We start from the raw sequence: 21,930 nt of genomic DNA on the forward strand, positions 1-21,930 counted from the left end.
TTGGCTGCCACAGATTACCTTTAATTTCAATACAATGTCGCGTCAGATTACAGATCAAAAGCATTAACACTCACCGACGGATGTCACTCAAAAAGAAGTAAGCGCATTTCTCCTCGTGGTGTTCGAGCTGCGATGAGGGTGCTAATACTTCCCGATCCCAGACACCAATGAATTACAGGAGTTTCGAGCATCTCAGTGCTGATACGCAGGAGTGGATCGTCGATCTCCCAGACGACCTGGGTCTGATCGTCGGAATACCCAGAAGTGGGATGTTAGTGTCGAATTTACTCTCACTGCATCTCAATCTCCCGATGACGGACATCGACGGGTTGCGGGAGGGGAGACTCCTACAGACGGGGGAACGGTACGACGGTGAGGTCGACTTCACGAAGTTCTCAAAGATACTGGTGGTCGACGATACCGTCTACACCGGAAGCGAAATGACCGATGCGCAGTCCACAATCGACGGGTTCGATCTGTCGGCGGACGTGTACTACGGCGCTGTGTACGTTGACGAGGGTTCTGAGCGGTTCGTCGATACGTACGCACAGACCCTGGCGTTCCCGAGAGTGTTCGAGTGGAACATGATGCACCACGACTTCCTCGTGGACGCCTGTGTCGACTTGGACGGCATCCTCTGTCGTGACCCGACGCCGGAAGAGAACGACGACGGGCCGAGATACCGGGAGTTTCTTTCGACCGTCGATCCGATCTGTGTTCCCTCGGTGAAGATCGGGAAAATAGTCACCTGTCGACTGGAGAAATACCGCAACGAGACCGCTGCCTGGCTCGACGAACACGGGATCGAGTACGACGAGCTAGTGATGATGCAGTACCCTGATAAGGCCACACGAGTCGCTGCGGGCAACCACGGCGAGTACAAGGCCGAGGTGTACGAGTCTTCGGACGCCAAGCTGTTCATCGAGAGTTCCCATTCGCAGGCCCGAACCATCGCTATGCAGACGACCAAACCAGTCTACAGCAAAGAGCAAAACCGAATGCTCCAGCAGGGGTATCTCAACCGCGTCGCCAGAAACGGGCGGATGTCCATTGAAGCCGTCAAATCCGACCCGCTCAGATACGCCGAACAGTTCAGGTCGGACCCTGTCGACTTCGTCAAGCGGGCCTCGTCGGTGTTTCTCTGACTCGCAGCCGTCGCCCGCTGTCACGGTGGCGGTCGCTTGGCCCAAACGCTAACCACGAGACGCCCGTGGGTCCGACCATGGGTTCGGGACCACTCTCAGAGACAGCCGCACTCGTTACCGGAGCGAGTTCGGGTATCGGCGCGGCAACCGCTCGGAAGCTGGCACGTGACGGAGCCGACGTGGCACTGGTCGCCCGCCGGGAAGACCGCCTCACTGAACTGGCCGACGAAATCTCCGCCGAGCACACCGTCGACACCCACGTCGTGCCGGCCGACGTTAGCGACCGGGCACAGGTCACGGCCGCTGTCGAGTCCACCGTCGACACGCTCGGCTCGCTCGACGGCGTCGTTGTCAACGCCGGGGTTGGCCGCGGCTCGGACGTGGAGACCCTGTCAGATGAGCAGTACCGCACGATGATGGATGTCAACGTCGACGGCGCGTTCTACACCGCCCGCGAGTCGCTGCCGCATCTCCGTGCTGGGGCCGGGTCGCTCGTGTTCGTCGGGAGCTTCGCCGGACAGTATCCCCGGCCGTTCAATCCCGTCTACGCCGCAACGAAGTGGTGGCTCCGTGGCTTCGCCCACAGCCTCGCCGGGCAGGTCGGTGACGACGACATCGGCATCACCGTAGTCAATCCTTCAGAGGTCCGGTCTGAGTTCGGCTCCGAGGACGGAACCCCGTTCAACGAGCGGTTCGAGCCGGGTGATGTGACCGAGCCCGAGGAGGTAGCCGACGCTATCGCCTTCGCTATGCGACAGGAGCCACCGACTACCATCAACAGCATCGACGTGTTCCGTCGGGACAAGTTCGAGCACTTCTAACCCACCACCTTTTTCATCGTCGGGTTTCCTCGCGGCGCGAAGCGCCGCTGTGGGAACCCTCCTCGAAAAACGTGGGCCAAAAAGGCGCGAATCGCGACGCGATTCGCGTGAAACCGCGCGCCGACGGCGCGCGGTACAGACACCGCAAACCGTTATTCCTGCTCGGCCAGCCACGCCAGCAGTCCCTTCGTCAGCCACCTTTTCCGCATCGGGTCGTTCGCGTCGCTCACGACCGCTCGCGCAAAACGTGGGCGAAAAGGCGAGTGCTCGCGCCGCTCGCACTCGGTGCGCTACGCCTGCTCAGACAGCCACGCCAGCAGTCCCTTCTGGGCGTGCAAGCGGTTCTCCGCCTGGTCCCAGACGATGGCGTTGTCGGACTCGATGGCGTCGTCGGTGACCTCCTCGCTGCGGTGGGCGGGGAGACAGTGCATGAACGGGCGGTCGCCCAGCAGCTCCGTCGTAATCTGGAACCCCTCGAAGTCTTCGAGCTTCTGCTCGCGTTTGTCCTCCTGGCCCATGCTGACCCACACGTCGGAGTAGACCACGTCGGCGTCGGCGACGGCCGCTTCTGGGTCGTGGGTCGTTTCAGGCGCGTTGCCGAAGGCGGCGGCGCGGTCGGCCACGTCCTCGGAGATGCCGTAGCCCTCCGGCGTGGCGACGGTGAGGTCGAGCCCGACCATCGCCGCGCCGATGACGAACGACTGGCAGACGTTGTTGCCGTCGCCGACCCACGCCACCGAAACGTCCTCGAAGTCGCCGAACTGCTCGCGGATAGTCAGTAGGTCCGCAAGCGTCTGGCAGGGGTGGGCGTCGTCGGTGAGGCCGTTGATGACCGGGACCTCGGCGTATTCGGCCAGTTCCTCGGCGTCCGCGTGGTCAAACACGCGGGCCATGATGAAATCGACGTAGCGGCCGAGCGCGCGGGCGGTGTCCTTGACCGGTTCGCCGTGTCCCAGGTGGATGTCGTCGGGGCCGAGGAACACGGCGTGGCCGCCCAGTTGCGTCATCCCCGTCTCGAAGGACACCCGAGTTCGCGTCGAGGGCTTCTCGAATATCATGCCGAGCGTCTGCTGCTCAAGCAGGTCACTCATGCTCCCCTCGCCGTGGTCGGCCTTGATGGCCGCGGCGCGGTCGAGGACAGTCGCCAGTTCGCCGGTCGTGAGGTCGTCGACGTCGAGTATGTCCATGTCAGTCCTCCAGCAGGCGTTCGGTCGCGGTTTCGAGCACTGCAACGGCGCGGTCGTACTCGTCGAGCGGGAGGTGCTCGTCCGGTGCGTGGTCGAGGTCGGAGTCGCCGGGGCCGTAGGTCACCATCGGGCAGTCCCACGCTTTCGCGTAGACGTTCATGTCGCTGGTCCCGGTCTTGCGAAGCAGCGTGGGCTCGCCGCCCTGCTGACGGATGGCGGCCCGGAACGCCCGTGCGGCGTTGGTCCGGGGGCTCTGCATCACCGGTTCGACCCTGTCGTTCCAGTTGACGGTCCCGTTCGTCAGGTAGCCGTCGGCTATCTCCCGGATTTCGTCGGTGGTGTACTCCGGCGGGACCCGCAACTGGACGTCCATCGTCGCTTCGACGGAGAGTCCGTCGGCGGAGGGACCGCCCTCGAACTCGACGGGCTTGCAGGTGACCTGCTCGAACACCGGGTTCCACTCGTCGTCGTCGAACTCGTCGTCGACCGACGACCACCAGTCGATGGCGTCCTGGATGGCGTTGTTCTCCGGACGCGAGGAGTGCCCGGACTCACTCGTTGCGACGTAGGTCCCGGCCAGCAGACCGCGGTAGCCCAGCGTGATGCCCTCCCAGCCGGAGGGTTCGCCGTTGACGACGGCGTCGGGGGCCTCCTCGCGGTCCTCGACGAGGTAGCGCCCGCCGCGGGAGTCGACCTCCTCGCCGACGACGCCGACGAAGGACGCCCCGGTGCGGACGGCGGCCACGGCCATCGCACACAGCGGGCCCTTCGCGTCGACGCTGCCGCGCCCCCACAGCACGTCCCCCTCGTCGGTCTCCTCCACGCGGACCGGGATGTCCCCCGGGACCGTGTCGATGTGGGAGGTGAGCAGGACGCCGTCGTCGGCCGGGGCGCGGACGTTGCCCACCTCGTCGAGCCACGCCTCGCGGCCGTGGGCCTCGAAGAACTCGACCAGCCGTTCGGCTGCCTCCGTCTCGTTCCGTGAAACCGATGGGATGCGGACGATTGCTTCGAGCAGGTCGCGGGCCTCGGTGTCGGTCTCGTGGCTCGCGGCTTCGCTCATCCCACCACCTCCGCCATCGCGTCGACGACGGCGTCGGCGTGGGCCTCGTCGATGGTCAGGGGCGGGAGCAGGCGGACGACCGTGCGGCCGGCCGGCAAAGCGAGTACCTGGTGGTTCAGCGCGAGTTTCTTCAGCGCCGCGTTCGCGCCGCGGCCGACCTCGACGCCGATCATCAGGCCCTCGCCGCGGATGTCCCGCACGTCGTCGCCGATAGCCGCCTCCAGTTCGGTCAGGAGATAGTCGCCCATCACGGCGGCATTGCCGGGCACCGACTCCTCGATGATAGTCGAGACTGTTGCGCCGGCGGCCGCGGAGATGACCGGCCCGCCGGAGAACGTCGAGGCGTGGGAGCCGTAGTCCTCGGCAATCCAGTCCCGGCACAGCGTCGCGCCGATGGGGAGGCCGTTGCCCAGCCCCTTCGCCGCGGTTATCATGTCGGGCGCGACGGCAGCCCGCTGGGAGTTCCACAGCGCGCCGGTCCGGCCCATCCCGGTCTGGACCTCGTCGAAGATGAGCGCGGCTCCGGCCGCCTCGGTAATCTCCCGTGCGGCTTCGAGGTAGCCGTCGGACGTGGGGTTGATACCGCCCTCGCCCTGGACGGGTTCGACGATGAACGCGGCGGTGTCCTCGTCGACGGCCTCGTCGAGCGCCTCGCTGTCGTCGTATGGGACGAACTCCACGTCGCCGATGAGCGGCTCGTAGGGCTTCTTGTACTTGTCCTTCCAGGTCGTCGCGAGCGCGCCCATCGTCCGGCCGTGGAAGCCCTGCATCGTCGCGACGATTTTGGAGTTCCCGGTGGCCGAGCGGGCAAACTTCAGCGCCGCCTCGTTGGCCTCGGTCCCGGAGTTACAGAGCCAGGTCTTGCCGATGGGGTCCGGCGCGGTGTCGGCGAGCAGGTCGTACAGCGCCGTCCGCTCGGCGTTGGGGTACGACGCCTGGACGTACGTTATCTTCTCTAGCTGCTCGGTGACGGCGTCCTGTACTGCCGGGTGGCCGTGACCGAGCGGGACACAGGCGTATGACGCGCCCATGTCGAGGTACTCTGTGCCGCTGTCGTCGTAGACGTAGGCACCGTCGCCGCGTTCTATCTGGATGGGTTTCTCGTTGAAGACGAATCCGCTCATGTGTCTGTTTCCTCCGTCTGTTTGTCTGTGAGTGCGTCGGCGTAGACGTGCGTGCCGCCGCCGTCGAGCGCCGAGCGAATCGGCGCGTCGGCGTTGGCGTCGGCCACGACCGCCTCGGGCGCGCCGCCGTCGAGGGCCTCCTCGACGGCCATTATCTTCCGGCCCATGAAGCCCTCGGCCGCGTCTTCGAGCGCGTCCCAGTCGGCGGCCGTCTCGACTGATTCGATGAGCGTCGCCGGGTCGTCGGGGTCTTCGTAGACGCCCGCAACGTCGGTCAGGAGGACCAGCGTCGCGTCGAGTTCGGCGGCGATGGCCGCCGCCGAGCGGTCGGCGTCCGTGTTGACGGGAATGATTTCACCGTCATCGTCCCCTGCCATCGGCGGCGCGGCGACGGGTGTATAGCCATCGTCGAGCAGCGACTCCAGCAGGTCGCCGTTGACCCGCTTTATCGTCCCGGAGTGGTCGCCACGGCGGATTTTCTTCTTCCCGTCTTCGACGACCCGCACTGCGGACTTGCGCGGTCCGTAGAGCAGTTTGCCGTCGACGCCGTTGAGCCCGACCGCGTCGACGCCCTCGCTCTGGAGGCCGGCGACGAGCTGGGTGTTGAGGTGGCCAAAGGCCATCTCGAACACCTCCATCGTGGTCTCGTCCGTGAACCGGCCGACGACGCCCGACGGCGTCTCGACGTATTCGGGCTCGACGCCGAGCCGTTCGAGCGTCTCGTCGACTTTGGTCGAGCCGCCGTGGACCACGACGACCCGCTCCCCGTCGGCCACTAACGATGCCACGTCCGCAAGCGCCCCCGCGGGGTCGACCGCGCGAGCGCCACCGACTTTGATAACGACTGTCATAGAAAATCACTCCAGGGGTTACGGTGCGCCGACGGGGTGGAGTCCCTGGAACTCCAGCCCCGCCGTCTCTTCGATGCCGAGGGCGACGTTCGCGGCGTGGACGGCCTGGCCCGCCGACCCCTTCATCATGTTGTCGATTGCCGAGAACACGACCAGTCGCTTGTTGCCGGGGTCGAGTTCGAAGCCGACCTCGGCGCGGTTCGTGCCCGCGACCGACTTCGGCTCGGGGTAGCGGTAGACGCCACCGCCGCCGGCGACGAGTTCGACGAACGGTTCGTCCTCGTACTCGCCGCGGTACGCGCCCCAGAGGTCCCCCTTCGAGACGGGGCCCTCTGGGAAGACGTGGCAGGTCGCGCTCGCGCCGCGGGTCATGTCCACCGCGTGGACCGTGAAGGACACGTCGATGCCGAGGAACTGCTGTATCTCGGCCTCGTGGCGGTGGCCCGTGGGGGCGTACGGGCGGACGACGCCCGAGCGCTCCGGATGCGAGGAGGCCTCGCCGCCGCCGGCCCCGCCCTCGCTGGAGCCGACCTTCACGTCAACGACGACCTGCTCGTCGCCCGAGAGGACGTCGGCCTCGAACAGCGGGAGCAGGCCCAGGATCGTCGCCGTGGCGTTACAGCCGCCGGAGGCGATGAGGTCCGCACCTTCGAGGTTCTCGCGGTTGAGTTCCGGCAGCGCGTACTCGCTCTCGGCCAGCAGGTCCGGGCGCGTGTGGCCGTCGTACCACTCGTCGTACTGGGCCTCGCTGTCGAGGCGGAAGTCCGCTGAGAGGTCGACGACCGTGCCGGCCGCGTCCTGGAATCGGTCTATCTGCTCCATCGAGACGCCGTGGGGCGTCGCGGCGAACAGCACGTCCACCGACGCCAGGTCCTCCGGCGAGGAGAAGCGCAGGTCCGAGTGCCGGAGGTTCGGGTGGGAGTGGCCGATGGTCTTGTTCTCCTTCGAGCGGCTGGTCGCCTGTTCGAGTTCGAACTCGGGGTGGCCATCGAGGATGCGAAGCAGTTCGCCCCCGGTGAAACCGGAGCCGCCGACGACGCTCGCCGTGTACGTCATGCCGTCACCTCGGCGTCGGCTTCCGTCGCCGCCTTCTCTTCGAGCCAGTCGACGACCTTCGCGGGCACGTCCACGTCGGTGACCTCGTTCAGCGCCTTGAACTCGACAGTGTGGTTGACCTCGTGGACGGTGTAGTCCTCGAAGTCGTGGGCGTCGTCTTCTGACACCCCGACCTCCATCAGGTCGATACCAAGCAGTCCGCCGCCGACCGCGTCGGAGGCCTTCTCGACCAGTTCGAGCGCGCGGTCGTCCAGTTCGAACTCGGCGGTCTCCGCGCCTTTGGCAGCGTTGGTGAGCCAGTGGTCCGAGGAGCGGACCATCGCCGCGATGGGTTCGCCGTCGACAGCCAGTACGCGCATGTCGCGGCCGGGCTTTTCGACGAACTCCTGCACGTAGAAGATCTTGTGCTCGTAGTGGCCGAGCGTCTCCTTGTGTTCAAGGATGGCCTCGGCGGCAGAGCGGGAGTCGATCTTCGCCATCAGGCGGCCCCAGGAGCCGACGACTGGCTTGAGGACGCAGGGGTAGCCGAACTTCTCGATGGACTCCAGCGCGGCGTCCTTGGTGAACGCCACGTCGGTGTTGGGCGTCGGCACGCCCGCGGCCTCCAGCGCGAGGCTGTTGTTGACCTTGTCTGCACAGGTGTCGGCGACCTCGGGACCGTTGACGACTGGGACGCCGTAGGCCTGTGCGAACTTCGTCGCGTACACGCTGCGGCTGGTCGCCAGGCAGCGGTCGACAACGATGTCGAGGTCGTCGAAGGCCTCGGGGGCCTCGTGGATGTTGAACTGCTGTTTTCGAACGTCTATCTTCTCGATCTCGTGGTCGCGCTCGCGCAGTTCCGACAGGAGCAACTTCTCGTCCCGGCGGATACGCGAGTAGAGGAGTCCGACTTTCATGCTGAGTCCTCCGTGGGTTCGCGGCTCGCGGCGTCGAGCGCCACGGTCACGTACGGCGCCGAGCGCCGCGCCACCGCGAACACCTCACTCACCCCAGTCCTCTTCGAGCTCGGGTGCGCTGTCGAGCTCGACGGGGTCGGCGCCGACGACTTCCAGTTCGGCACCACAGGTGGCACAGTCAACGATCTCTCCGACTTCGAGGTTGTCGTGCAGGGACACGTCCGCCCCACACTCGATGCATTCTGCCATTGTAGTTCATCCTGTGACAGGGATCCACTTAAAGTCTTCGAACATATCAGAATAAAATCACTAGATATACTGCACCCTAATGGTATGAAAAGGCCGAATCCGCCACGTTACTGAATCGTGTATCAGAATTATGGTATAATTGTCCCGCGAGGGGACGGTGGTCGCTCAGACATATCGGTCCACCTCCGTCTGGCGGCGGTCAGCCGCCTGTGAAACCGCCTGCCGGCGGTCAGTCAGTGCCTCGCTGTCGGCGGCGAGTACGTCTTCGGCCACCGATACTTGCTTGGCGACGGCATCGGAGGCCGGGCCTCCGCGAGAGTCCCGCATCGCGACACTTTCAGCCGGGTCGAGTGCGGCTTCCAGCTGGTCGCGGTCGACGTAGGCTGACAGCGGCTCGCCCAGCACGTCCTCGGCGACGGCCGACAGCGCCGCGTAGTCGGGCGCGTCTTCCTCAGGCCCCAAGCCGGCGGCGGCCTCGGCGACAACCTCGTGGGCTGTCCGGAACGGCACGCCGGCCATCGCCAGCAGGTCCGCCACGCCGGTCGCCGTCGCGAAGCCGTCGGCCGCCGCGGCTTCGAGCGTCTCGGCGGGCCAGTCGGCGGTCGCGACCGCGCCAGCGGCCACTTCCACGCTCTCTGTGACGCTGTCGATAGCGTCCCAGGCGTGCCGTCCCGCGCGCTGGAGGTCGCGGTTGTAGGCGCGGGGCTGGCCCTTGAGGTTGGTCAGCAGGCCGTTCAGCCCGGCGACAGCATCGCCGGTGCGCCCGCGGACCAGTTCCAGCGTGTCGGGGTTCTTCTTCTGTGGCATAATCGAGGACGTGGACGCGTAGTCGTCGTCAAGATCGACGTGGCCCTTGCTCGCCATCACGACCACGTCCTCGGCCAGCCCCGACAGCGTCGTCGCCAGCGTGGCGACAGCGCTCGTCGTCTCGACGAGGAAGTCCCGCGTCGCCGAGGCGTCCATCGAGTTCTCCGCGACCGAGTCGAACCCGAGCAGTTCCGCGGTGCGCTCGCGGTCCACGTCGAACGGCGTCCCCGCGAACGCGGCCGACCCGAGGGGGTTCTGGTTGACTCGTTCGTAGGCATCAAGCAGGCGTGCTGTGTCGCGCTGGAGCGCCTGCTCGTAGGACAGCACCCAGTGGGCGACCGTCGTCGGCTGGGCGGGCTGGAGATGCGTGTAGCCGGGCATCACCGTTTCGCGCTCGGCGCGGGCCACGTCGAGCAACTGCTCGCGGGCCCCGACGACGGTCTCGACCAGGTCAAGCACGTCTTCGCGCAGGCGGTAGCGGATGCAGGCCGCCACTTCGTCGTTACGCGACCGGGCGGTGTGCATCTTGCCGCCGTCAGGTCCGACGCGCTCGATGACGGCACTCTCGATGGCTTCGTGTACGTCTTCGCCGTCGGGCAGCGCCCCGTGGCCTGCGTCCGCCACGTCCGCCAGCGCCGCTAGCACCTCGCCGGCCGTCTCGCGGTCGATGATCTCCTGTTCGGCCAGCATCACGACGTGGGCGCGGTCGACCGCGAGGTCGGCCGCGAAGATGCGCTCGTCGTCGGACAGCGAGGAGAGGAACGACCGGGCGGGCCCCCCCGCGAAGCGGTCACGGCGGACGACCGTCTCACTGTCGGCGTTCGCGTCTGCCGTCTCGTGGTCCCCGCCGTCGCTCATTCGTTTACTCCTCCGTGTCCTCGCCGCTGCCGTCGGTGACGGCGGCCCCTTTCTTCGCGTCTTCGAGGATCTTGTTCGCGAGGCGGGACTGGAAGCCGTGGTACTTCGCGACGCCGGTGGCGTCCTGCTGGGTGATCCCGCCGGAAACGTCCTCCTCGTTGAACGAGGCCGCGGACTCGCTGTAGACGGCGTAGTCGGACTCGCGCGAGACCGGGCGGCAGTGGCCGCCTTCGAGCTTCACAGTAACAGAGCCGGTGACGCGCTCGTTGGTGTCGTCGATGAACGCTTCGAGCGCGCCCGTCAGCGGCGCGTCGACGAGGCCCTGGTACGCCTTCTGGGACCACTCCTGGTCGACCTGAGCCTTGAACTGGCGCTCTTCCTGCGTGAGGACGAGTCCTTCCAACGCCTCGTGGGCCGTCAGCAGGACCGTGGCCGCCGGGTGTTCGTAGTTCTCGCGGACCTTCAGCCCGAGCATGCGGTCTTCCATCATGTCCGTGCGGCCGATGCCGTGGGCACCCGCCTGCGCGTTGAGTTGCTCGATGAGTTCGACCCCGCCGAGTTCCTCGCCGTCGACGGCGACGGGAACGCCTTCCTCGAAGGCGACTTCGACCAGTTCAGCGTCTTTGTCGGAGGGGTTGTCGGTCCACTTGTAGATGTCGTCGGCTGGGATGGTGCCCGGGTCTTCGAGTTCTGAGCCCTCGATAGAGCGGCTCCAGAGGTTCGTGTCGATGGAGTAGCGACCGCCGTCGCCGCCCTCGACGGGCAGGCCCTTCTCCGCGGCGTACTCGTTTTCCCACTCGCGGGTCAGCCCGAGTTCACGCACCGGCGCGATAACATCGAGGTCCGAGTCGCGCCAGACGGCCTCGAAGCGCAGTTGGTCGTTGCCCTTGCCGGTACAGCCGTGTGCGACGGCCGAACAGCCCTCGTCCTCGGCGACCGAGAGAATGGCTTTGGCGATGACCGGGCGCGCGAGAGCGGTCCCGAGCGGGTAGCCCTGGTAGTCGGCGTTGGCCTTGACGGCCTCCATACAGAGGTCAGCGAACTCCTCGGTGGCGTCGACGACGTGCTGTTCGACGCCCAGCGCCTCGGCGGTTTCCTCGGCCTCCTCGAACTCGTAGTCGGGCTGGCCGACATCGACAGTGACGCCGATGACCTCGTCGTAGCCGTACTCCTCTTTCAGCAGCGATACGCAGACTGTCGTGTCGAGCCCGCCCGAAAAGGCGAGTGCAACGGTTCCGTTTCCTTCTGGCATGGATGTGTTCTGCATTGGTTCCGTGGTGTGCCTGTCGGTTTCTCGATCAAACACCAGATCGAGTATCCCATCGAACCGACGACGACGGCGTCTAGCGACGAAACGAACCAGTCAAGTGAAGAGTAAGTAGTAGTGGGCCTAGAAACGGCCCGGTCGTCGTCGTGGGGAGAAACGGAGGGACCCCTCGCTATCCGCAGCGAGCGTCGTGGAGCGAGAGGTCTGCGTCATGTACTTGCTGCTGTGTGACTCGGGTACTAATAGTTTCCGTGTTCACAGTGGCGTGTGTATGGTCAACAAACACAGTCCCTCAGCAGCCATCACATCGCCCGTAGCGGCCAGCGCCGCCAGACAGACTGGCGTGTGACGAGCTTTGAACGGTGTATTCGGCGTCTCTCTGGCTATTGGCCGGCGTCGACGGTGTCGGGCGCGCCAGCCGGCGGCTCGGTTTCCCCGCCGCTGGTATCCGTCTCGTTGGCTGGCGTCGCGTCGGTATCGTCCGTCCGTTCACTCGCCGGCGTCCGCTCCGGCCCGCCCTCCTGACGGTCGCTTACTTCGGTTCTGTTCGCCGCTTCGGGGCCACGGTCATCGGCACCGTTAGGTCGAGCCTGCTGCCCGACGTTCGGCCCGGCGATGCCCTGTGCGACAGCGGCGACTTCCGGCCCGGTCAGCTCGCTCGCGCGCTGTGAGAGGGTCTTGATGGCCGCCGCATCGATGCCTTTCTGCTCCAGCGCTTCGGCGGGAAGCTGGCTGGCGGTTTCGTTCGTCTCGTTTGCCAGTCGCTGGACGTTCTTCGTTTCGGCGTGGAGCTGTGCGGCCTTCGCCCGGTACTCACCCTCGCTCATCGAGCCGTTCTCACGGGCCTGCTCTAGCGCCTGCTTTCGCTGTTGGAGTTCTGCCAGTCGGGCCTCGGAGTCGTTCACCTGCTCGGCGACGACGGACGCCCTCGCAGCGTCAGTGTCCGCCCTCGCGACGCGGATGCCGAACGTTCGGGACTGGACCTCGCCGTCCAGTTCGGCCCCCTGGATGCTGACGACACCTGCCAGCTGTGCGCCGGGGGGCGTCGCATTCGCATCTGCCTGGTCGGTCACTGTTTCAGTCTCCTGTGCCATCGTCACGGCGGGCACCGCGGCGAGCGTGCTCACCACGAGCAGCAGTGCCAGCAATACCGGGGTGGCTCGTCTCATTATATCTGTTACTTGCCCACCGAACATGGTATAAATAGGAGTCAGTGGTGCCGGGTTAGCGCCGATTAAGCCGGATTAAAACCGCAATACTGCGCTCGTCTCAATCGACAGAGGCGGTGAACAATCGGTGTCTTTATTACTGGGTTTCGCCGCCACTGTCGGCTCCGTCGCTCCCGCCGCCGTCTCCCCCGGTCACGTCGGTGTCCGGTAACGTCACCACGTTCTCCCGACCGATGCGGAACGTCTCGACCTTGTCCTCGTCGCGCAGGCCACCGATGACCTGGCTCGTCTTGGCGTCGGTCCAGTCGAGTTCGCCGGCCACCTGCTGCTGTTTGAGCCGGCCGCCGTTCGATTCGAGCAGTTGCAGGACCTGTTCTTCGTTGCTCAGCAGTTCGGCCGGCGGTGTGCCAGCGTCAGCGTCCGTGCCGGCAGCGGTCTCCGCTTCGGAATCGTCCGAGTCGACCATCGACGCCGGCGGCTCGGCTGGTGCATCGCCGCCAAGGATGCCGTACCGTCGAAGGGCGTACGCCCCGGCAGCGATGCCGACCAGCGCGAGAACGCCACCGACGAGGAGCCCGTTCGACCCGCCATCACCGCCAGCGCTGTCTCTCGGGCTGACTATCACTCGCGGCTCGGTTTCCCCGAACGTCTGTTGGCCACGCCAGGTGACCGAGGCGTTCTCCCGCTCGTCGGCCTGTGGTGCAACGGAGGCAGCCTGATAGCCCGCTGGCCAGCGGACAGTCAGTGAGGTTTCGCTGTCCAGAAACAGCCCCGAGAGCGCGTCGCCGATCTCGATGCGGTCGCCGGAGACGCTAGCGAAGTTCGTCCACTGGAACCGGTACGTGATGACGCCGTACGTCTGGCCGAACGTCTCTTCGCGCGCAGTCACGGTGACATTTTTGATAGCCATCTCGCGGCCGGTCGCGTTCTCCGCGGCCCCGGCAGTGCGTTGCATTCGACTCTCGAAGCGGTCCGTGTACGCCGACGGGTTGGCCTGAATATCCGCTCGCAGGTCCTCGAACGCTTGCGTGGCGTTGTCGTCGTCCAGTCGAAGCCGGTAGGCGACCGTCCAGTCGGCGGTTCCGTCAGGATTCACGTCAGCGGTCATGACGACCACGTCCGCGTCAACGGACTGCTGGCTGAGACTGTCGAAACCCGCCCCGGTCGCTGTCGGGACAAGCAGTGCTACCGCGACGAATACGACGACCAGCGTTCCAACGGTCCGGCCCATCCTACCGCGGCTATCCCCTCGGGAGGTATATCGTTTATTGCCGATTGTGTGAACTGATAGTCAGCGGCCTTACATACCAGGCCAGTCGCCGGAGAGCCATCAATCGCCAGACATCACGGCCACAAGGGGTTTGCCCCGCGAGGGAGTGCTTTCGAGCATGGATAGAGCCAAACTCGACGTGGATACCCTGTTAAAGGTCGTCCTCGTCCTCATTGTGATCTGGTTAGGGCTCGAAGTGCTCGAAACGGCAGTCGGGCTGTTGGGGTGGCTTCTGGGACCACTCCAGCCGATACTCGGCGTGGTACTGGTCGTCCTCATCGTCCTGTGGCTGCTCGACCGGCTGTAGGACCGCGCTCTTTTTGCCGACAGCGGGCGACCCGCCCACTGTGTACAGCATCAACGTCCCGCTCCCGTCGGCAGTCACGTCGCTGGCGGCTGACCTCGCGTCCGAACTGCCGCTCGCACAGCGGCGGGGCCGGGGCGAGCACACGCTGGTCGCCAAGCGACTGGGCGACGGCGACCACGCGGCCTACGCGCAACTGGAAGCAAAGGGGCGCGAGGTGCTTCGCGGCCAGCCGGCGTTCGAAGCGGAGGTTTCAGAGGTCGAACAGTTCGAGACGGCCGTGACCGGGCCGTCGCCGGTGGTGTATCTCGCCGTCGAGAGCCCCGGACTGGTCGCCCTGCACGAGCGGCTCTGCGAGCGGATCGACCCGGTCGACGAGATGGAAGGAGCGGAGTATATCCCGCACGTAACCGTCGCCCGCGGCGGGGACCGCGACGCGGCCGCACGGCTGGTCGAGCGAGACATCGAACCGATCCGATGGACCGTCGACGAACTCTCCTTCTACGACGCCGACCGGAACCAGCCGGTCAGCCGGGTGTCGCTGCCGGCATAGCGCTGGTCTGACAACGTTCCCAGCGGAGTGGCGAACAGGCGGCACGCGTCAGTCCCGGCGCGGTGTGCCGCACGACCGCTCAGCGCGCCGGGCCATAGCTACGTCACAGCGGCCGTGGTCTCGGCTTCGGATATAAACGGTTGGACCGAAAGCAATGCTTTTGGAGCGGCCTGCCATCCACTACAGATATGGATTACCGCGAAGTCGACAGTACGTCCGAGTTCGTCTGCCGACTGGAACACGGTGGGGACTGGCGCGCGCAGATCGAGTCCTTCGCGGACGAACAGGGCATCGACGCCGGCTTTTTTTACGGGCTTGGGGCGGTTCAGGACGCGGAACTCATGTTCTACGACCAAGACCGGACCGAGTACGACTCGCTGACCTTCGACGAACCGCTTGAAGTCGCCGCTTGCATGGGCAACATCTCGCATCTCGACGGGGAGCGGTTCGCCCACACCCACGCCGTCCTCTCCCGTCCCGACGGTGAAGCGGTCGCCGGCCACCTGAACGCCGGCACCGTCTGGGCGGGCGAACTGTACGTCCGGGGATTTGATACAGAACTCGAGCGGGAGCACGACGAACCGACCGACCTGGACCTCTGGGATATCTAAGATGCGGGAGGCCGACGAACAGTACTTCGAAACGCTCGAAACCCAGCTCGACGCCGCCTTCGATGTCGCCGAGCGGGCCAAAGAGCGCGGTGGCGACCCGAAGCCGGAGGTCGAAATCCCGACCGCCCGTGACATGGCCGACCGGGTGGAAAACATCCTCGGCATCGACGGCGTGGCCGAGCGAGTCCGCGAGCTGGAGGGACAGATGTCCCGCGAAGAGGCCGCGCTGGAACTGGTCGAGGACTTCGTCGAGGGGACCGTCGGCGACTACGACAGCCGCGAAGGGAAGGTCGAGGGCGCGGTCCGGACCGCTGTCGCCCTGCTGACCGAGGGCGTCGTCGCCGCACCAATCGAGGGCATCGACCGCGTCGAACTGCTGGAAAACGACGACGGCACGGAGTTCATCAACGTCTACTACGCCGGTCCGATTCGCTCTGCCGGCGGAACCGCACAGGCACTGTCGGTGCTGGTCGCCGACTACGCCCGTGCGCTGCTGGGCATCGACCAGTACAAGGCCCGCGAGGAGGAGATCGGCCGCTACGCAGAGGAAATCGACCTCTACGACAAGGACACCGGCCTCCAGTACTCCCCGAAGGAGAAGGAGACGAAGTTCATCGCCGAGCACATGCCCATCATGCTCGACGGCGAGGCGACCGGCGACGAGGAGGTATCCGGGTATCGGGACCTCGAACGCGTCGACTCAAACTCCCCGCGTGGGGGGATGTGTCTGGTACTGGCCGAAGGAATCGCGCTGAAAGCGCCGAAGATCCAGCGCTACACCCGGAACTTGGACGAGGTCGACTGGCCGTGGCTGCAGGACCTCATCGACGGAACCATCGGCAAAGACGAGGCAGACGAAGGCGAGGACTCGAAAGACGCAGACGGCGACGGCGCAGGCGACGGGGCGGACGACGACAGCAGGGACGAGGCTGACGAGCAGGCAGGACCGCCGCGCGTCGAACCCGCCGATAAATACCTCCGGGACCTCATCGCCGGCCGGCCGGTGTTCTCCCATCCATCGAAGGCAGGCGGGTTCCGCCTTCGCTACGGCCGGTCGCGCAACCACGGCTTCGCGACAGCCGGCGTCCACCCGGCGACGATGCATCTCGTCGACGATTTCCTCGCGACCGGGACCCAGATCAAGACCGAGCGGCCGGGGAAAGCCGCCGGCGTCGTGCCGGTCGACACCATCGAGGGACCGACCGTCCGCCTCGCTAACGGCGACGTGCGGCGCATCGACGACGCCGAGGAGGCGCTGGCAGTCCGCAACGGCGTCGAGAAGATACTGGACCTGGGCGAGTATCTGGTCAACTACGGCGAGTTCGTCGAGAACAACCATCCACTCGCACCGGCCTCCTACACCGTCGAGTGGTGGGAGCAGGACCTCGACGCCGCCGGCGCGGACGTGCAGGCGATGCAGGACTCGCCCCACATCGACCTCGCCGACCCGAGCGCCGAGGAAGCCATCGACTGGGCGACCGACTACGACGCCCCGCTGCACCCGAAATACACCTACCTCTGGCACGACGTGAGCGTCGATCAGGTGTGTGCGCTCGCCGACGCCGTCGCGGACGCACAGGTCGCACAGGCCGATGGTGCGTACGCCGACCCGGAGATGGACGGCACAGCGGGCGACGCGTACAGTGACGCCGGCGCGCTCGTCCTGCCACGGAGCGACACCGTCCAGCAGACGCTCGAACACCTGCTCGTCGAGCACACGCAAGACGAGGAGACGATTACGGTCACCGACTGGGTGCCGCTGGTTCGGACGCTTGGGTTCACTCGGACGCTGGAGCGGGACTGGACGCGGGACGACCTCTCCGAGCGCGCGCTGACCTACGGCGATAGCGAGTCGCTCGACGCAATCGGGGTTGCCGAAGACGCCGAGCGCGAAGACGGGCAGAACGCCATCGAGGCCATCAACGAAATCGCGCCGTTTCAGGTCCGTGAGCGAGCCCCGACCCGCATCGGCAACCGGATGGGTCGCCCCGAGAAATCCGAGCGGCGGGACCTCTCGCCGGCCGTCCACACGCTCAGCCCCATCGGCGAGGCCGGCGGGGCACAGCGGGACGTGGCCAAGGCGACGAAACACGCTGACGGGATGAGCGACACGCCCGGCCACGTCGAGGTGGAAATCGCCCGTCGGCGCTGTCCCGACTGCGGGACCGAAACCCACCAGGCGGGCTGTCCCGACTGCGGCGGCACCACCGAGCCGGTGTACGTCTGTCCCGATTGCGAAGCCGAGGTCGAGCGCGACGAGTCCGGCCGGGCGGAGTGTGCCCGGTGTGAGACGCTCGCCTCGCCGACCCAGTACAAAGTGCTCGACCTGCAGAAGGCGTATCGGGACGCCTTGCAGAACGTCGGCGAGCGCGAGACGGCCTTCGAGCAACTGAAAGCGGTCAAGGGACTCACCTCCGAGGAGAAGGTGCCGGAGCCGATCGAAAAGGGCATCCTCCGGGCGAAACACGACGTGTCGGCGTTCAAAGACGGCACGGTCCGCTACGACATGACGGACCTGCCGGTGACCGCAGTCCGGGCCTCGGAACTGGATGTCTCCGCCGAGCGACTCAGAGGACTGGGCTATACAGAGGACATCCACGGCGACCCGCTGACCCACGACGACCAGCTGGTCGAGCTAAAAGTGCAGGACATCGTTCTCTCGGACGGCGCAGCCGAGCATATGCTCCAGACCGCCCGGTTCGTCGACGACCTCCTAGAGCAGTACTACGGGCTGGAGCGGTTCTACGAGTTCGACGACCGCGAGGATCTCGTCGGCGAACTCGTCTTCGGGATGGCCCCTCACACCAGCGCGGCGACGGTCGGCCGCGTGGTCGGCTTCACCTCCGCCGCCGTCGGCTACGCACATCCGTACTTCCACGCCGCCAAGCGCCGGAACTGCTTCCACCCGGACACCCGGCTGTGGTACGAAGACGAGAATGACGACTGGAAATACGGGACCATCGCGGAACTGGTCGAGGAACGGCTGGACGACCCCGAAGAAGACGACTTCGGGACGCTTGTACAGGAGCTAGGCGGCGATCTTACCGTGTCATCGCTTGGCGAGAACGGCCCCTGTCGCCAGCCAGTCGACGCCGTCTCGAAACATCCCGCGCCGGACCACCTCGTCCGAATCGTCGTCGGTGACCGAACGCTCCGGGTCACGCCTGACCACACGATGCTCCGAGCCGGCTCTGACGGCCTCGAGGAGGTCCCGGCCAGCGACCTGACTGCCGGTGACGAACTCCCCGCCTACGACGGCGGCGAGACGACGACAATGACGGCACACGGGGAGGACTCGACAGCACCCACTGACGGCGCAGCCCCGACAGACACCGTCGAAACTGTCGAGTACGTCGAAAGCGATGTCGACCACGTCTACTGTCTCACGGTCGCCGACACACACCGGGTGGCCGTCGAAGGCACCTACGTCGGGCAGTGCGACGGCGACGAGGACTGCGTGATGCTCCTGATGGACGGCCTGCTGAACTTCTCGAAGTCGTACCTCCCGAACCAGCGCGGCGGCCAGATGGACGCCCCGCTGGTGATGTCCTCGCGTATCGACCCCAGCGAGATCGACGACGAGGCACACAACATGGACATCATGGACGCCTATCCCCGGGAGTTCTACGAAGCCACCCGCGAGATGAAAGACCCGACCGAGGTCGAGGACGTGATGAAAATCGCCGAGGAGACGCTGGGGACCGACCGCGAGTACACCGAGTTCCGCCACACCCACGACACGACCAACATCGCCGCCGGGCCGGACCTCTCGGCGTACAAGACGCTCGGCTCGATGGAGGACAAGATGGACGCCCAACTGGAGATTTCTCGGAAACTCAGAGCCGTTGTCGAGAGCGACGTGGCCGAGCGCATCATCGAGTACCACTTCCTGCCGGACCTCATCGGGAACCTCCGGGCCTTCTCCAGACAGGAGGTCCGGTGTCTCGACTGCGGGGAGTCGTTCCGCCGCGCACCCCTGACCGGCGACTGCCGGGAGTGTGGCGGCCGGGTCAACCTCACGGTCCACGAGGGGTCGGTCAACAAGTACATCGACACGGCCATCCGCGTCGCCGACGAGTTCGGGGCCCGCGACTACACGAAACAGCGGCTCAAGATTTTAGAGCGGAAAATCGAGTCGGTGTTCGAGAACGACCACAACAAACAGTCGGGCATCGCCGACTTCATGTGAGTCGTCCCGGGACCGCCCGCAGGACGCCTGACTGGCGGGGCGTGCCGGCGGGCCTTCCGTGTTCGGGACGGCATTTAAATTCGGACCGCGTTCTCACCTGCTTGCAATCAGGGCGAAATATATGCCGAATTCTGCTAGAGAGCGAGACAAGAGATGGACAGAGACGTGCTGGTCGTCGACGATGCAGTCGACCCCGGGGTGTACGAGGCGGGCCTCGACCCGGCGTACAGCTATTCGCTGGCCGAGACAGTGGACGGCATCGCGCCCTCGTTCGAGCGGGCGGACGTCGTCGTCTACGACCACGGACAGCCGGGGATGGGGGTCCGGGAGCTGAAAGAGACGGTCCGGGACGCCGGCGGGTCGTCCTACGTGGTCGTCGTGGCCGGGGCCGAGCCGACGCCGGAACTGCTCTCGCTCTCATGTGACGACTACCTCTACAAACCAGTCGACGGGGCAGCACTCAAGCAGGCAGTCGACCGGGCGATGGCGCTCGGGAACGGCGACCTCCGAGAGGCGGTGTCGCTGACACGGAAGGCACACGCCGTCGAGACGGCCCTGTCGAGGACGGAACTCGAAGGGAGTCCGGCGTTTCGCCACGCCTGCCGACGGCTCCGTGAGTTAGCGAGACCGGAGGTCCTGTGTGAACTCGAACGGGTCGACGCAGACGTTCTCTCCGCGCACCTCGGCCTGATACGGGGGGTCTGCGACGGACCGCAGGCGGCGCGGGCTGACGGCGGACAGGCGGACAGCAGGCGTCCGGAGGCCGGCGACATCAGCCCGTGGAAGTTCCGAGAGGCGGTCGAGAGCGCGGGCCACGCCGTCGTGTTCACGGACACCGACGGCGTCATCGAGTACGTCAATCCGGCGTTCGAAGAGTTGACCGGGTACGCCGAGTCGGAAGTCGTCGGCCACACACCGCGAATCCTCAAGTCGGGTGAACACGACGAGGCCGTCTACGACGATCTGTGGGACACCATCAGTGACGGCGATGTGTGGCGGGGGGAACTGGTCAACGAGCGCCCCGACGGCGAGCGCTACGTCATCGAACAGACGATTGCACCGCTCCCACGAAACGACGAGCCGCATGGATACGTCGCCATCAACACGGACATCACCGAAAAGCGGCGGCGTGAAGCGAAGATAGAGGCGCTGCACGAGGCCACACGGGACCTTCTCAGTGCGGACAGGCCGTCGGCGGTCGCCGCCGAGGTCGGGGCGGCCATCGAGTCGATTCTGGAGTTCCGAATCAACGTGATCCGCGTCCATCGGAACGGGGAGCTACAGCCGTGTCACGTCAACGACAAGGCCGAGCAGTTGCTGTCGGAACGGCCCGTCTACGAAGTCGGCGAGGGGTTCCCCGGCGAGGCCTTCGCGGACCAACAGGCACAGATGTATACGGATATCCGCGACCACGACGGCGGCACGGCGCTCGAACCGGTCGTCTCGTGGCTATATGTCCCAATCGGTGAGTACGGCATCATCAGCGTGGGACAGACGGAGCCGGACGCGTTCGACGAGACCGACCTGAACCTCGTCCAGATAATCGCGAACAACGCCGAGATTGCCCCCCAGCGGCTCCGCAAGGAGCGGGAGCTACAGCGGGAGAACGACCGGCTCGAACGGTTCGCGAGCACCGTCTCACACGACCTCCGAAACCCGCTGCAGGTCGCCAAAGGGACGCTGAGCCAGCTCGACGACTGCACTGCCGGGGTCGACCGGATGCGCCAGGCCCACGAACGGATGGAAGAAGTCATCGAAGGCGTGTTGACCCTGACCCGACAGGGGAATCGCGTCGAGGACCCGTCACCGGTTGATCTCAGTGCGATTGCGCGTGCCTGTTGGACCCACGTCAGCTCCTGTGACACGGAGCTGGTCGTCGAGGTTGACAGCCTCGTCGTTTCCGGGGACGACGCTCGCCTCAAACACCTTTTCGAGAACCTGTTCCGCAACGCCGTCACGCACGGGCAGGCGTCGACTATCCGGGTCGGGGCACTCGACAACGGGTTTTACGTCGCCGACGACGGGGTCGGGATCCCCGCCGAAGAGCGGGACAGTATCTTCGAGAACGGCTACACGACACGTGACGACGGCACGGGGCTCGGCCTGACAATCGTCAAAGAAATTGCGAGCGCGCACGACTGGGACGTGTCTGTAACCGAAAGCGGGACCGGTGGCGCCCGCTTCGAGTTCGTCACCGCCACGCAGTACAGGGATGAGTGAACCAGATGCCGCGTGCTTCAGGGCACTGTTCGAACACACAAACGACGCTGTCGCCGAGGTCGTCGATGACAAGCCGATACTCCGGGCTATGTTGTTCGGCGACGAGCCGATAGCCCACCTCAGGCACAGCACCGGACTGGGACTGGGGCTGACGAAGTGGATACTGGCCTGTAACGGCGGGGACCTCGCCTATGATAGGCATAACGGGCGAACGACGCTCACACTCCGGGTGCCGCTCACCGCGGAGTTCGGTGTCGGCGGCGACGACTGAGACCGGACCTCTCATGGCG

The 21,930-nt window shown here is 65.8% G+C and carries 19 protein-coding genes; 8 read left to right on the forward strand and 11 right to left on the reverse strand.

Going from position 1 to position 21,930, the window contains the following annotated elements; all coding sequences use genetic code 11:
• Nucleotides 1-167 precede the first annotated feature (167 nt).
• On the forward strand, nt 168-1,145 hold the full coding sequence (locus tag AMS69_RS03960; RefSeq protein WP_053966783.1) for an orotate phosphoribosyltransferase: 978 nt from the start codon (nt 168-170) through the stop codon (nt 1,143-1,145).
• 77 nt (nt 1,146-1,222) lie between these two features.
• Nucleotides 1,223-1,966 carry an SDR family oxidoreductase gene (locus tag AMS69_RS03965; protein WP_053966784.1) on the forward strand — a complete coding sequence of 248 codons (744 nt, stop codon included), beginning with the start codon at nt 1,223-1,225 and terminating at the stop codon, nt 1,964-1,966.
• Between the two features lie 290 nt (nt 1,967-2,256).
• Here the strand turns inward: AMS69_RS03965 and argF are convergent, their stop codons facing one another.
• The 11 genes from argF to AMS69_RS04020 form a co-directional block, all read right to left on the reverse strand.
• A complete protein-coding gene (gene argF, locus AMS69_RS03970; RefSeq protein WP_053966785.1) occupies nt 2,257-3,153 on the reverse strand; it encodes an ornithine carbamoyltransferase in 897 nt (298 codons plus the stop codon).
• Nucleotide 3,154: 1 nt separating this feature from the next.
• Nucleotides 3,155-4,216 carry a [LysW]-lysine hydrolase gene (locus tag AMS69_RS03975; RefSeq protein WP_053966786.1) on the reverse strand — a complete coding sequence of 354 codons (1,062 nt, stop codon included), beginning with the start codon at nt 4,214-4,216 and terminating at the stop codon, nt 3,155-3,157.
• Nucleotides 4,213-5,340 (reverse strand): aspartate aminotransferase family protein, encoded by a 1,128-nt coding sequence (locus AMS69_RS03980; RefSeq protein WP_053966787.1) that lies wholly within the window; start codon nt 5,338-5,340, stop codon nt 4,213-4,215. Before AMS69_RS03980 ends, AMS69_RS03975 begins: the two co-directional genes overlap by 4 nt.
• Nucleotides 5,337-6,191, reverse strand: coding sequence for an acetylglutamate/acetylaminoadipate kinase (locus AMS69_RS03985; RefSeq protein ID WP_053966788.1), 855 nt, complete (start codon nt 6,189-6,191; stop codon nt 5,337-5,339). The genes AMS69_RS03980 and AMS69_RS03985 overlap by 4 nt, the downstream gene beginning before the upstream one ends.
• 18 nt (nt 6,192-6,209) lie before the next feature.
• Nucleotides 6,210-7,247 carry an N-acetyl-gamma-glutamyl-phosphate reductase gene (gene argC / locus AMS69_RS03990; RefSeq protein WP_053966789.1) on the reverse strand — a complete coding sequence of 346 codons (1,038 nt, stop codon included), beginning with the start codon at nt 7,245-7,247 and terminating at the stop codon, nt 6,210-6,212.
• Nucleotides 7,244-8,143, reverse strand: coding sequence for a lysine biosynthesis protein LysX (gene lysX / locus AMS69_RS03995; protein WP_053966790.1), 900 nt, complete (start codon nt 8,141-8,143; stop codon nt 7,244-7,246). Before lysX ends, argC begins: the two co-directional genes overlap by 4 nt.
• 84 nt (nt 8,144-8,227) lie before the next feature.
• Nucleotides 8,228-8,392, reverse strand: coding sequence for a lysine biosynthesis protein LysW (gene lysW, locus AMS69_RS04000; RefSeq protein ID WP_004959888.1), 165 nt, complete (start codon nt 8,390-8,392; stop codon nt 8,228-8,230).
• Between the two features lie 165 nt (nt 8,393-8,557).
• Entirely contained in the window at nt 8,558-10,057 is a 1,500-nt protein-coding gene (gene argH, locus AMS69_RS04005) for an argininosuccinate lyase (RefSeq protein ID WP_053966791.1), read from the reverse strand.
• A gap of 4 nt (nt 10,058-10,061) precedes the next feature.
• Nucleotides 10,062-11,309 (reverse strand): argininosuccinate synthase, encoded by a 1,248-nt coding sequence (locus AMS69_RS04010; protein ID WP_053967025.1) that lies wholly within the window; start codon nt 11,307-11,309, stop codon nt 10,062-10,064.
• Nucleotides 11,310-11,707: 398 nt separating this feature from the next.
• A complete protein-coding gene (locus tag AMS69_RS04015; protein WP_202904511.1) occupies nt 11,708-12,493 on the reverse strand; it encodes a hypothetical protein in 786 nt (261 codons plus the stop codon).
• A gap of 136 nt (nt 12,494-12,629) precedes the next feature.
• Complete coding sequence (locus AMS69_RS04020; RefSeq protein WP_053966793.1) at nt 12,630-13,724, reverse strand: helix-turn-helix transcriptional regulator; 1,095 nt, start codon at nt 13,722-13,724, stop codon at nt 12,630-12,632.
• 157 nt (nt 13,725-13,881) lie between these two features.
• Here AMS69_RS04020 and AMS69_RS04025 point away from each other — a divergent pair, with 157 nt between their 5' ends.
• The 6 genes from AMS69_RS04025 (at nt 13,882) to AMS69_RS04050 (ending at nt 21,911) form a co-directional block, all read left to right on the forward strand.
• Nucleotides 13,882-14,070 (forward strand): DUF7554 family protein, encoded by a 189-nt coding sequence (locus AMS69_RS04025; protein ID WP_053966794.1) that lies wholly within the window; start codon nt 13,882-13,884, stop codon nt 14,068-14,070.
• A gap of 40 nt (nt 14,071-14,110) precedes the next feature.
• Nucleotides 14,111-14,620: a 2'-5' RNA ligase family protein gene (locus AMS69_RS04030; protein ID WP_053966795.1), complete on the forward strand. Its 510-nt coding sequence runs from the start codon at nt 14,111-14,113 to the stop codon at nt 14,618-14,620.
• 188 nt (nt 14,621-14,808) lie between these two features.
• Nucleotides 14,809-15,231, forward strand: a complete 423-nt coding sequence (locus AMS69_RS04035) for a PPC domain-containing DNA-binding protein (protein WP_053966796.1) — start codon at nt 14,809-14,811, stop codon at nt 15,229-15,231.
• A 1-nt stretch (nt 15,232) separates the two neighbouring features.
• Nucleotides 15,233-19,420 (forward strand): DNA-directed DNA polymerase II large subunit, encoded by a 4,188-nt coding sequence (locus AMS69_RS04040; protein ID WP_053966797.1) that lies wholly within the window; start codon nt 15,233-15,235, stop codon nt 19,418-19,420.
• 153 nt (nt 19,421-19,573) lie between these two features.
• Nucleotides 19,574-21,640 carry a hybrid sensor histidine kinase/response regulator gene (locus tag AMS69_RS04045; RefSeq protein WP_053966798.1) on the forward strand — a complete coding sequence of 689 codons (2,067 nt, stop codon included), beginning with the start codon at nt 19,574-19,576 and terminating at the stop codon, nt 21,638-21,640.
• Entirely contained in the window at nt 21,633-21,911 is a 279-nt protein-coding gene (locus tag AMS69_RS04050; RefSeq protein ID WP_053966799.1) for a hypothetical protein, read from the forward strand. The genes AMS69_RS04045 and AMS69_RS04050 overlap by 8 nt, the downstream gene beginning before the upstream one ends.
• Nucleotides 21,912-21,930 lie beyond the last annotated feature (19 nt).

Source organism: Haloarcula rubripromontorii (assembly GCF_001280425.1).
Lineage (GTDB): Archaea > Halobacteriota > Halobacteria > Halobacteriales > Haloarculaceae > Haloarcula > Haloarcula rubripromontorii.

Coding starts and splice junctions, on each gene's coding strand:
- AMS69_RS04010 (WP_053967025.1), bottom strand. CDS start 11,309: ATGCCAGAAGGAAACGGAACCGTTGCACTCGCCTTTTCGGGCGGGCTC.
- AMS69_RS04050 (WP_053966799.1), top strand. CDS start 21,633: ATGAGTGAACCAGATGCCGCGTGCTTCAGGGCACTGTTCGAACACACA.
- AMS69_RS04015 (WP_202904511.1), bottom strand. CDS start 12,493: ATGAGACGAGCCACCCCGGTATTGCTGGCACTGCTGCTCGTGGTGAGC.
- argF (WP_053966785.1), bottom strand. CDS start 3,153: ATGGACATACTCGACGTCGACGACCTCACGACCGGCGAACTGGCGACT.
- lysW (WP_004959888.1), bottom strand. CDS start 8,392: ATGGCAGAATGCATCGAGTGTGGGGCGGACGTGTCCCTGCACGACAAC.
- AMS69_RS03965 (WP_053966784.1), top strand. CDS start 1,223: ATGGGTTCGGGACCACTCTCAGAGACAGCCGCACTCGTTACCGGAGCG.
- AMS69_RS04040 (WP_053966797.1), top strand. CDS start 15,233: ATGCGGGAGGCCGACGAACAGTACTTCGAAACGCTCGAAACCCAGCTC.
- AMS69_RS03975 (WP_053966786.1), bottom strand. CDS start 4,216: ATGAGCGAAGCCGCGAGCCACGAGACCGACACCGAGGCCCGCGACCTG.
- argH (WP_053966791.1), bottom strand. CDS start 10,057: ATGAGCGACGGCGGGGACCACGAGACGGCAGACGCGAACGCCGACAGT.
- AMS69_RS04045 (WP_053966798.1), top strand. CDS start 19,574: ATGGACAGAGACGTGCTGGTCGTCGACGATGCAGTCGACCCCGGGGTG.
- AMS69_RS04025 (WP_053966794.1), top strand. CDS start 13,882: ATGGATAGAGCCAAACTCGACGTGGATACCCTGTTAAAGGTCGTCCTC.
- AMS69_RS04035 (WP_053966796.1), top strand. CDS start 14,809: ATGGATTACCGCGAAGTCGACAGTACGTCCGAGTTCGTCTGCCGACTG.
- lysX (WP_053966790.1), bottom strand. CDS start 8,143: ATGAAAGTCGGACTCCTCTACTCGCGTATCCGCCGGGACGAGAAGTTG.
- AMS69_RS03985 (WP_053966788.1), bottom strand. CDS start 6,191: ATGACAGTCGTTATCAAAGTCGGTGGCGCTCGCGCGGTCGACCCCGCG.
- AMS69_RS04020 (WP_053966793.1), bottom strand. CDS start 13,724: ATGGGCCGGACCGTTGGAACGCTGGTCGTCGTATTCGTCGCGGTAGCA.
- argC (WP_053966789.1), bottom strand. CDS start 7,247: ATGACGTACACGGCGAGCGTCGTCGGCGGCTCCGGTTTCACCGGGGGC.
- AMS69_RS03960 (WP_053966783.1), top strand. CDS start 168: ATGAATTACAGGAGTTTCGAGCATCTCAGTGCTGATACGCAGGAGTGG.
- AMS69_RS03980 (WP_053966787.1), bottom strand. CDS start 5,340: ATGAGCGGATTCGTCTTCAACGAGAAACCCATCCAGATAGAACGCGGC.